Source organism: Frankia sp. AvcI1 (genome assembly GCF_001420875.1).
Lineage (GTDB): Bacteria > Actinomycetota > Actinomycetes > Frankiales > Frankiaceae > Frankia > Frankia alni.
Genome location: NZ_LJFZ01000012.1, coordinates 86695 through 96675 on the forward strand (window position 1 = coordinate 86695; position 9981 = coordinate 96675).

The 9981-nt window shown below is 69.0% G+C and carries 9 protein-coding genes and 8 pseudogenes; all 17 read left to right on the top strand.

Annotation, left to right across the window (positions count from 1 at the left end; genetic code table 11):
* Positions 1-2494: 2494 nt before the first annotated feature.
* Positions 2495-2709, top strand: a pseudogene (locus tag UK94_RS52160) (cyclohexanecarboxylate-CoA ligase); the annotation flags it as partial.
* Position 2710: 1 nt separating this feature from the next.
* A pseudogene (locus UK94_RS52165) lies at positions 2711-3456 on the top strand (AMP-binding protein); the annotation flags it as partial.
* Position 3457: 1 nt separating this feature from the next.
* Positions 3458-3820 (top strand): annotated as a pseudogene (locus UK94_RS52170) (AMP-binding protein); the annotation flags it as partial.
* Positions 3821-3871: 51 nt separating this feature from the next.
* On the top strand, positions 3872-3937 hold a 66-nt coding region (locus UK94_RS73850), incomplete at its 3' end, for a hypothetical protein (RefSeq protein WP_268761356.1).
* A gap of 1 nt (position 3938) precedes the next feature.
* Positions 3939-4162 (top strand): annotated as a pseudogene (locus UK94_RS52175) (cyclohexanecarboxylate-CoA ligase); the annotation flags it as partial.
* A gap of 1203 nt (positions 4163-5365) precedes the next feature.
* On the top strand, positions 5366-5836 hold the full coding sequence (locus UK94_RS14465; protein ID WP_197537235.1) for an OB-fold domain-containing protein: 471 nt from the start codon (positions 5366-5368) through the stop codon (positions 5834-5836).
* The coding region (locus tag UK94_RS52180) for an SDR family NAD(P)-dependent oxidoreductase (RefSeq protein ID WP_235487923.1) at positions 5833-6309 on the top strand (477 nt) is incomplete at its 3' end. The genes UK94_RS14465 and UK94_RS52180, both read left to right, overlap by 4 nt.
* 1 nt (position 6310) lies before the next feature.
* Positions 6311-6517, top strand: a pseudogene (locus tag UK94_RS52185) (short chain dehydrogenase); the annotation flags it as partial.
* 105 nt (positions 6518-6622) lie between these two features.
* Complete coding sequence (locus UK94_RS14475) at positions 6623-7399, top strand: enoyl-CoA hydratase/isomerase family protein (protein ID WP_011601452.1); 777 nt, start codon at positions 6623-6625, stop codon at positions 7397-7399.
* Positions 7400-7404: 5 nt separating this feature from the next.
* Positions 7405-7490, top strand: a pseudogene (locus UK94_RS73855) (short-chain dehydrogenase); the annotation flags it as partial.
* 1 nt (position 7491) lies between these two features.
* On the top strand, positions 7492-7997 hold a 506-nt coding region (locus tag UK94_RS14480; RefSeq protein WP_235487925.1), incomplete at its 3' end, for an SDR family NAD(P)-dependent oxidoreductase.
* Between the two features lies 1 nt (position 7998).
* A pseudogene (locus tag UK94_RS52195) lies at positions 7999-8151 on the top strand (SDR family oxidoreductase); the annotation flags it as partial.
* A 278-nt stretch (positions 8152-8429) separates the two neighbouring features.
* Positions 8430-8801: aspartate/glutamate racemase family protein (locus UK94_RS52200; protein WP_268761357.1), on the top strand; the 372-nt coding region annotated here is incomplete at its 3' end.
* Positions 8802-8834: 33 nt separating this feature from the next.
* The gene (locus UK94_RS73860) at positions 8835-9014 is read left to right on the top strand and encodes a hypothetical protein (RefSeq protein WP_268761349.1); all 180 of its coding nucleotides are present in this window, start codon (positions 8835-8837) and stop codon (positions 9012-9014) included.
* 27 nt (positions 9015-9041) lie between these two features.
* A partial coding sequence (locus UK94_RS14490; RefSeq protein ID WP_235487927.1) for an acyl-CoA dehydrogenase family protein occupies positions 9042-9740 on the top strand: 699 nt, incomplete at its 3' end.
* A gap of 9 nt (positions 9741-9749) precedes the next feature.
* Positions 9750-9816 (top strand): hypothetical protein (locus UK94_RS73865; RefSeq protein WP_268761358.1); only part of this gene is annotated, 67 nt, incomplete at its 3' end.
* Position 9817: 1 nt separating this feature from the next.
* Positions 9818-9981 (top strand): annotated as a pseudogene (locus UK94_RS52210) (acyl-CoA dehydrogenase family protein); the annotation flags it as partial.

A 9981-nucleotide genomic window follows, 5' to 3' on the forward strand; every position in this document is an offset into this window, starting at 1 on the left:
CACCGCGGTAACCGCTGATGGGCGGCTGACCTACGGTGACCTCGGGCTATGGAGCGACGACCAGATCGACCCGTTGCGCCGGATCGCCGACTGTGTGCGCGGGGCGGGCGCGCGCTTCGGGATCCAGCTCGCCCACGCCGGCCCGAAGGCGGCTACGCTCCCGCCGTGGGCGTCGGAGCCGGACCGGCCGGCGTCGGGCCGGTGGGAGATTCGGTCGGTTACGGACGCGCCGTACCTCGAGGGGTGGCAGCGCCCCGTGGCGCTGCGGTCCGAGGAGCTCGCGGCGCAGCTCGATCTCTGGCGCTCCGCCGCCGAGCGTGCGCACCGGGTCGGTGCGGACGCCATCGAGCTGCATATGGCCCACGGGTATCTCTTGCACTCCTTCCTCTCGCCACTGAGCAACACGCGTGAAGACAACTACGGCGGCTCCCTCGAGGGTCGGATGCGGTTCCCTCTTCAGGTCGTCGACGCCGTGCGGGCCGCCTGGCCGGACGGCAAGCCGTTGCTGGTCCGCGTCGCAGCCGTCGACAACGGCACCGACGGCATCGACATCGAGCAGACCGTCGAGTTCGCCCGGCGCCTGAGGGCACTCGGGGTTGACGCGGTCGACTGCTCCTCGGGAGGCTACGGAGGCAGTTACACCCACGGGATCCGACCCGGCTACCAGGTCGGTTGGGCCGGCGAGATACGGGCCCGCGCCGGCGTGCCGACGGTCGCGGTGGGTCTGGTGACCGAACCAGCGCAGGCGGACGCCATCGTGCGGGACGGGCACGCCGACCTCGTCGCACTCGGCCGTGAGGCGCTCGCGAATCCCAGCTGGCCGGTGCACGCGCGCGAACAGCTCGGCCAGTACGATTTCGCCGATCGCTTCGACCTCCTNCCGATCCAGAGCAGATCCTGGCTGGCCAAGCGGCAACGGCAGTTGGACCGTCTCGCGCGTGGTGAGCGGCCGGCGGGTGGGCGGTGATGAGTAGTCCGGAGGAGTTGGTCGACCGGCTGGAGGAGCTCTGGGTGCGGGCGAAGTGCGTCGAACTCGGCGCCCGTTACTGTCACGGCGTCGACCGGGCTGACCAGGAGACGTTCCTGTCGATTTGGCACAGCCGAGGCGAGTACGTCATCGGCCGNCGATCCGGGCGCTTCTCCGGTCACACCGAGCTCGCCACCGCTCTGGACTTCGTGCGCGCGGCGTACGCCTCGACGCACCACTGGACCACGAACCAGGTGGTGACCCGGTCGGGCCCCGACTCGGCGACCGGGGTCAGCGACTCCTTTGCGATCTGCGTCGACCATGACGGCCGGCCGAGCCTCGTGGCGGCCACGTACGATGACGAATACCGGCTNNTCGACGGNGAATGGAAGATTCTTCGTCGTATCGTGCGCAGGTGGCTGGTCACGGGTGGAATCGAGGTGGCCGTCCGGCACCCGGCATCGCAAGGGATGGGGAGGAAGGCAGACCCGTGAGAATCGCAGGGTCCAACCGTGACGAGACCTGGAAGCGGGTGCGTGCCGCTGGTGTGAGTCTGCTGTACCGCCACGGCTTTGAAGCTATGAACACGCGACAGCTCGCTGAGGCGGCCGGTCTCAAGCCGGGGTCGCTGTACTACTACTTCTCCAGCAAGGAAGATTTTCTGCACCGTCTCCTGGTCGACCTGCTCGATGAGATCCTCCTGGACCTCGAGCAGAACCTCGAAGGCCTGACGGAGCCCGTCTCTCGACTCGAGGCCTACGTTCGCACCCTCGTCCGGTGGCACGTCGTCCGACGTGAGGAGACATTCATCGCGAGCATCGAGGTCCGGTCGCTCACGCATGATCGACAGGAGTCTTACCTGCAACGGCGGGATCGGTTCGATCTGATCCTCGCCGAGATCCTTCAGGACGGCGCTGCTGCCGGGATCTTCGATCTCACCCACCCTCGGATCACGCGGAACGCCATCCTGTCCTCGCTGACCGCGATTTCCAGCTGGTATGACCCTGCCGGCCCCTTCGGGCTCGAAGTGCTGACCATGGACTTCCTTGAACTGACGCGCCGCATGGTCGGCCTGAAATGAGCTGGCTGACGCGCCGCCGACGGTGTGCGGCGTAGCCCCGGCGCGCATCTCGAGGTCGAAGCACCGGCGTTACCGACACATTCGTCGTCCTGACCACCCGGTAGTTGTCCGGGCTGGTCTCTGATCGCCGCGCCAGGGCGGTCGCGGAGACGCACCGGCCGCTTCCAACACCAGCCACCTGGTCAGCGCGATCACCTTCTGTACCTCAACAGCCGCGGGCGCCGCTCGGGCGCGGGCGGCTGGAGCGCGTCCCCGCGCTGGCCCCAGCGCCGGATCGGCCGCACCGGCGTCCGCCGTCCCCGTTGACCACGCGTGGCGAGTGACAGTACTGTAATGAATCAAGCGTACGCTCGAATAGTGAGACCGACCACAGGCGCCGCACGATCAAGGAGACGGCGATGAAGCGCAAGCAGCTCAAGGGAACCCGGCTGGCCGCGGGGATGNGTTTGTTCGATCCGGCCGAGGTCCAGCTTTTCCGGGCTGAGGGACAGTGGCGTCATCGGACCTTCCTGGACGACTTTCTCGATCACGCCGACAGCACTCCGGACAAGGCCGCCGTCGTCTCCTACGCCAAGGGCCGCCTGCTGCCGGAGACCGTGACCTATGGCCAGCTGCGTGCCTATGTCGACCGGTTCGCCGCGGCGTTACTTGACATCGGCACNGGCCCGGGGAAGGTGGTGTCGATCCAGGTCGCGAACGGCTGGGAAGGCCCGGCACTGGCGCTCGCCACCATGCGCGTCGGTGCGGTTCCCAACCCGATCCCGATCATCTATCGGGAGCACGAGGTGCGGCACATGCTCGAGGAGGCGGGGAGCGCGGTGTATGTCGCGCCCCAGCACTTCCGCGGATACGACTTCGCGGAGATGGGGGCTCGCCTCCACCGCGAGATCGCGTCGCTGGAGCACGTGTACTTCATCAACGCCGACGATGCCGTCAGCAGCGAACTGCACTTCGCGCGCCATTTTATTGAGCCTCGGCGGGAGTTAGATCCGGCGCTCGGCGCGACACTCGATTCGCTGCGTCCGGGAGCCGACGACCTCGCGATGCTGGTATTCACCTCCGGCACGACAGGCAAGCCCAAGGCGGCCCTGCACACCTTCAACACCGCATGGTCCGGCTATCGCAACGTCATTGTGAACGCCCTGGATCTGAAGTCCGACGATATTGCGTTCATGGCATCGACCCTGGGGCATCTGACCGGATTCATCCACGGCATGCTCGTCCCCCTCTCCCTGGGGCAGAAGGTCGTCTACCAGGACCAGTGGGACGTCGACCAGATGCTGGACCTGCTGGAGACCGAAGGGCTCACCTGGACGCTCTCGGCCACCACCTTCGCACTCGACATGGTCGACGCGCAGAAGCACCGCCCCCGGCCGCTCGCCAGCAAACTTCGGGCCTTCGCCTGCGGNGGTGCCTCGATCCCGCCCGGCGTCGCGGTCGACATGGACCAGATCTTCTCGACGAGCCTGGTCCCCCTGTGGGGGTGCTCCGAGACCGGGATCGCCAGCATCCACCACCTCGGTGCCGCGCTGGACGTGCTCGACGCGAGCGACGGCTACCCGGTGCCCTGGCAGGAGACCCGGGTGGTGGACGACGACCTGGCGCCGGTTCCCGCGGGGACGATCGGCAATCTGCAGGTACGCGGGCCCGGGGTGTTCGCCGGCTATTTCGGCCGGGAGGATCTCACCCTGGATGCGTTCACCGCGGATGGGTGGTACGACACCGGAGACCTCGGCAAGGTCCTTCCGGACGGCGCGATCCGGATCGCGGGGNGAAGCAAGGACATCATCATTCGAGGTGGCCAGAACATCTCCGCGGTCGAGATCGAGAGCGCGCTCTACAAGCACCCGGAGGTCCAGGAGGTCGCGGTCGTCGCCTACCCCGACGAGNGGCTCGGCGAGCGGGTCTGCGCCATGGTCGTTCCGCGCCCGTCCGGCTCCTCGCTCACACTGGAGAACGTCGCCCGCTTCCTCGACGCGGCCGGCATGGCGAAGCCGTTCTGGCCGCAGCGTCTGGTCCTGGTGGACCAGCTCCCTCGCACGCCCTCAGGAAAGGTCCAGAAGTTCGTGCTGCGCAGGGAACTCGCCGACGTACTGCGCGAGGAGCAGGCATGACCGCCCGCTCGCTGCCAGGCGCCCGCCGGTGGGCGGACGGATGAGTGCGAACCAGGGCCCGCCGGTCTACATCTCCGGATCGGCTCAGGAGATCGTCGGCCGCGGCCGGNCGGCCCCGGCGTACCTGAATCTGCTCGCCGCGGCCGCCGCCGATGCCGTCGCCGACGCGGGCCTCGACCGAGCGGCCATCGACGGCCTGGTGCTCTCCTCCTCGATCCCGCAGCCGTTCGAACGTAATCCCGCCGAGGTCGCCGAGTATCTGGGCCTCGGGGCCGCCTATACGGCGATGGCCCCCTACGGCGGTCGCCCGGCCACCGACGTCCTGCACCTCGCCCGCTCGGCCGTTCGCGCCGGACTCGCCACCAACGTGCTNGTGCTGTCGGCCGACACCTTCGCCACCACGCTCGGCCTCGAGGGGGCGATCGACCTCTATATGAAGAGTTTCGACGCCAGCTACGAGCGACCGTTCGGTCCGCTGATCCCGACGGCTTTCGCGCTCATGGCCGCCCGGCACGTCCACGACTACGGCACCAGCATGGAGCAGCTCGCCCGGGTCGCGGTCAGCATCCGCAAGCACGGCCTGCTCAACCCACACACCGAGGTGTCGGGCGAGCTGACCGTGCGATCCGTCGTCGACGATGTCCTGGTGTCGACGCCGCTGACGCGGTCGATGCTCGCCCTGATCTCCACCGGTGGGGCGCAGGGCTTCGTCGTGACCCGCGAGCGGGTCGACCGCCGCTCGGTGGCGCTGCTGGGGTACGGCGAGGCGAGTGCGTTCATGAGCCTGTCCCAGGCGCCGAGTCTGGTCCACTTCGCGCACATCCGCCGGGCCGCGGACCTCGCCCTGCGACAGGCGGACGCGGAGCTGACGGACGTCGACTTCGTGCAGTTCTACGATCCGGCCACGATCGTGCCCCTGATCCTGCTGGAGTCGATCGGATTCTGCGGTCCGGGCGAGGGCGGCGCCTTCGTCGAGGACGGTGCCATCGAGATCGGTGGCCGCCTGCCGATGAACACCCACGGCGGCACGCTGGCCTTCCGCCATCCCGGCATGGGCGCCGCCCTCGACTCGGTCGTCGAGGCGGTCACCCAGCTTCGCGGTGAGGCGGGGCCGAGGCAGGTGCGGGATGCCGGGCTCGGGCTCGTGCACGGACAGGGGAGCTGGCTGGCGAACAACGGTTTCCTGATCCTGGGGAGTTCGTGATGAACGACGGCGCCGACGCGGTGAGGGCTGACGGGGTGGGGGCTGACGGGGTGGGGGCCGACGCGGTGCGGAAGGTCGACCCGTCCAGCGACGTGGAGGCCACCTTCTGGGACGGCTGCTCGCGCGGGGAGTTCTGGCTCCAGCACTGCACGGCCTGCGACGCCTGGCAGTTCTACCCGCGTAGCCTCTGCTCGCACTGCTGGGCTCCCACCTCGGAGCTCGAGTGGCGTCGGCCGGCTGGCGGCGCGGTCCTCGAGTCCTTCAGCGTGGTGCACCGCGGCAGCGGCCCGTTCGCCGACTACGCACCGTACGTCGTGGCCCTGGTCCGCTTCGACGAGGGGCCGATCATGATGTCCAACGTCGTGGGTGACGTCGAGGGCCTGGCCATCGGGGACCGCCTGGAGCTGGACTTCGCCGAGCGGGCCGGCCGTGTCGTCCCGGTCTTCACCCGGGCGGGCAAGCTGTCATGAGTGAGAGCGTGCTCATCACCGGGGCCAGCGCTGGCCTGGGCGCCGGCATGGCGCGGATCTTCGCCGCGCGCGGTGCTGACCTCGCGATCACGGCTCGCCGCCTCGACCGGCTGAACGAGCTCCGTACCGCCGTCGTGACGGAGCACCCGGGCCGGACCGTCGTGACCTACGCCCTGGACGTCAACGACCACGACGCCGTCTTCGAGGCGTTCGAAGCCGCGGCGCAGCACCTCGGGCACCTGGACCGGATCGTCGTCAACGCCGGGCTGGGGAAGGGCTCGGCGGTCGGGGCGGGGCACTTGCGCGGCAACCGCGACACCGCTCTGACCAACTTCGTAGGCGGCATCGCCCAGTGCGAGGCCGCCATGCGCATCCTGTACCGGCAGGGCCGCGGCCAGCTCGTGGTGATCTCCTCGGTGGTGGCCGCCCGAGGCATGCCCGGACCGATGAACGTGTACGCCGCCTCGAAGGTGNCACTCACCCACCTCGCCGAGGGCATCCGCGGGGATGTCCGGGCCAAGGGGCTTCCCATCACGGTCTCGACGATCCGGCCGGGCTACATCGACTCGGAGATGCAGAGCAGGTCCGGGCGACGCCACCCGCTGCTGATGGACGCGGACGTCGGCTGCACGGCGATGGTCGACGCCATCCAGCGAGAGGTCCGTGACGCCTGCGTGCCGCNCTGGCCCTGGACGGCGTTCGCCGCCGGCCTGAAGGTCCTGCCCATGTCCGTCGTCCGTCGGATGGTCTGACCCGGCGCCCTCTCTGTGCGGAAAGAGGCTCCTGATGAGCTACCAGCATGTCCGGCTCGAGCGGGTCGGCGCCACGCGTGTCGTCACCATCGACAACCCGCCGGTGAACGCCCTCCATCCCGACGTCGCGGCGGACATCGAGCGAGCGGCGCGCGAGGTCGAGGAGGACACCACAGCCCGGTCGATGATTCTGACCGGGGCGGGACGGTGTTTCGTTGCCGGTGGCGACATCCGGTACTTCACCGAGATCGACCGCCGGGGCGCGGCCGACATGGCACTGCGGGTGCAGCGCATGCAGAACGCCCTGTTCGATCTTCGGGTCCCGGTGATCGCGGCGGTCAACGGGCACGCCCTCGGGGGCGGTCTGGAGCTCCTGCTGTCCTGTGACTTCGCCATTGCCGACGAGCAGGCGAAGATCGGTGTCACCGAGGTGCAACTCGGCCTGATCCCCGGCGCGGGTGGAACGCAGATGCTGTTTTCAGCCCTTCCCGTCGGCACGGCGAAGCGGCTGCTGTTCACCGGCGACCGGTTGACGGCCACCGAGGCTGCGCGGATCGGCCTCGTCGACCAGGTGTGCGACGAAGGGAAGGCCGTCGAGGCCGCGCTCGACGTCGCCGCCCGGATCAACTCCGCGGGGCCGTTGGCCGTCGAAGCGGCGAAGCGGTCGGCCAACTACCGCCTGCGGCATTCGCTCGACGAGGGACATCGACGCGAGGTTGAGATCTTTGCCGCTCTGTTCGAGACCGCCGACCACCGTGAGGGCATCGCCGCCTTCCTCGAGCGCCGCGCTCCCGCGTACGAGCGACGGTGAGGACTGTGGACGGGGACGTCGCCGTCGTCACGGGGGGCGGTGGAGGTCTCGGCGCTGCGGTGTCCCGGCGCCTGGCCGACGACGGCTGGAGNGTGGTGGTCGTCGACATCGTCCCGGAGGGTGCGCGGGCGGTGGCGGAGTCCATCACCTCGGTCGGCGGTCGGGCCGTCGTGGCGGTCGCTGACATCAGCGACCCGGCGCGGGTCGACGAGCTCAGGGACGAGGCTGCGGCGGCGTTCGGCCGACCGGTGGCCGCGCTCGTGAACCTGGCCGGTGCGGTGCGTAACTCGGTCCTGTCCAAGCTGTCCGACGCCGACTTCGAGCTCGTGCTGCGGACGCACCTGTTCGCGACGATGCACACGGTGCGTGCCTTCGGGCCCGGGATGAAGGCCGCGGGCTTCGGCCGGATCGTGAACACGAGCTCGGTGGCAGCGCGTGGGGTCGTCGCCGGGATCAGCTACAGCTCGGCCAAGGGCGGGATCGAAGGCCTGACCCGGTCGGCCGCGGTCGAGCTGGCCCGCCACGGGGTCACGGTCAACTGCATCGAGCCCGGCGTGATCGCCACCGGAATGTTCCTGGGCACGCCGGCGGAGTTCCANGCGGCCCAGGTGGCCCAGATCCCGGTGGGCCGGGCGGGCCACCCCGAGGAGATCGCGGCGGCCGTCTCCTTCCTGGTCTCGCCCGAGTCGGCCTACATCACAGGGCAGACCCTGACGGTCTGCGGCGGGCTTTCGGTCGGCGCCCTGCGCTGAGCTGGTGCACGGCTCTTGACCCCGGGACCTGCGTTCATCACAATATCGAACGGGCGCTTGATTTTATTTCAGGGAGATGCGAGATGCGACTTGCCGTCGTACACATCAACGCCGAGCGTGGATCCGAGCCGTACACCGAGATGGTCACCGAGGTCTTCAACCGCGTGAAGCGTCCGGAGACCGAGATCGTTCACCGCTGGGCCAGGCTCAGGCGCGCCTCCGACACCGTCTTCGGCTACCCGTACCTGCTGAACGCCGTCGACGTGANCCACAACATCCTGGATGCCGGTCGCAGCGGGGTCGACGGCGCGATGGTCGCGTGCAGCGGGGACCCGGGCATCACCGAGGCGCGCACCCTGGTCGACATCCCGGTCGTCGGCCCCTGGGAGGCGACGCTCCATCTCGCGAGCTCCTACGCCTACCGGTTCGGCGTGGTGACGGTCGAGGACCGCGCCTGGGCGGAGACCTGTCACAGCCTGATCGCCCGCAACGGTCTGCTTGACCGGTGCGTCGGCGTCGAACGGATCGAGACGCCGTCGGCGAAGGCGTTCACCGAAGGCTTCGGCAATCCGGACTTCGTGGTGGAGGACATTCGCCGCCAGGCCGGGAAGCTCGTCGACCGGGGCGCCGGTGCCATCGTCATCGGCTCGNCCGGTCTGAGCACGATGGCGGCGGCCGCGGGNCTGCACAGCATCGACGGCGGAATCCCGGTCTTCGAGACCCTCAGCGTCGGGCTCAAGACACTCGAGCTGCGCGTCGAGCTGACCCAGAAGGGCGGCCTTCCCCCGACCAGTCGCACGGGCTACACCCAGCGGCTCGCCGAGGCCGACACCGATCGCGTCCGCGCCCTGTTCGGGCTCTGAGCGCGGGTTCAACCAGAGGAGAAGAAGATGGTGAACGCTTCCGTTGCCCACTCGCTGCTGACCGAGGAGGAGCGCGAGTTCCAGACGGTGGTGCGCCGATTCATGGACACGCACGTCCGGCCGATCGTGCCCGACATGGAACGCGCGGGACGGCCGCCGGCCGAGCTGCTCAAGCTGATGGGGGACCAGGGGCTGCTCGGCTGCTTCGCTCCGGAGGAGTACGGCGGTGGCGGCGGAAGCCTGATGACCCGGGCCATCGTGGCCGAGGAGACGGCGCGGGTGGATGCCGGCCTCGATGCCACGCTCTTCGTGAACATGAGCCTGATCGCGCGCCACCTGATCAAACGAGGCACCGAGGGACAGAAGCGCAAGTACCTCGTGCCGCTCATCGCGGGAACGTCGTCGGCGTCCATCTGCCTGACCGAGCCGCACGGCGGTTCGGACGCGCTCAGTCCCAGGACGACAGCCCGGCTCGACGGGGACGAGTGGGTCATCGACGGCTCCAAGACTTTCATCACCAACGCTCCGATCGCGGACGTCTTCCTGGTGTTCGCCCGGACCAGCGGCGAGAACCGCCGAGCCCGGGGTGGCACCGCGTTCTTTGTCGAGAAGGACACCCCTGGCCTGTCGGTGGGCCAGCCCTTCGACAAGCTTTCGCTGCGGAGTTCGCCGACCGCCGAGGTCTTTCTGGACAACGTGCGGGTCTCGTGGGACCAGGTACTCGGCNAGGTCGACATGGGCTTCTACTACATGCTCGAGGGCCTCGACCTGGAGCGGGTGTTCGAGGGGGCGTCCAACACCGNCATAGCCCAGGCCTGCCTGGAGCTGGCGGTGGAGTACTCCGGCCAGCGGACGGTGTTCGGCGAACAGCTCTCGTCCTACCAGCTCACCCAGGACAAGATCGCCCGGATCGCGACCGGTGTGGAGATGTCCCGCGTGATGTTCTATCACCTCATCCGCGAGCTGG

What these genes read in the sequence shown, in the direction of transcription:
- UK94_RS14475 (WP_011601452.1), top strand. Translation starts at nt 6,623, where the DNA reads ATGAGCTACCAGCATGTCCGGCTCGAGCGGGTCGGCGCCACGCGTGTC.
- UK94_RS14465 (WP_197537235.1), top strand. Translation starts at nt 5,366, where the DNA reads ATGAACGACGGCGCCGACGCGGTGAGGGCTGACGGGGTGGGGGCTGAC.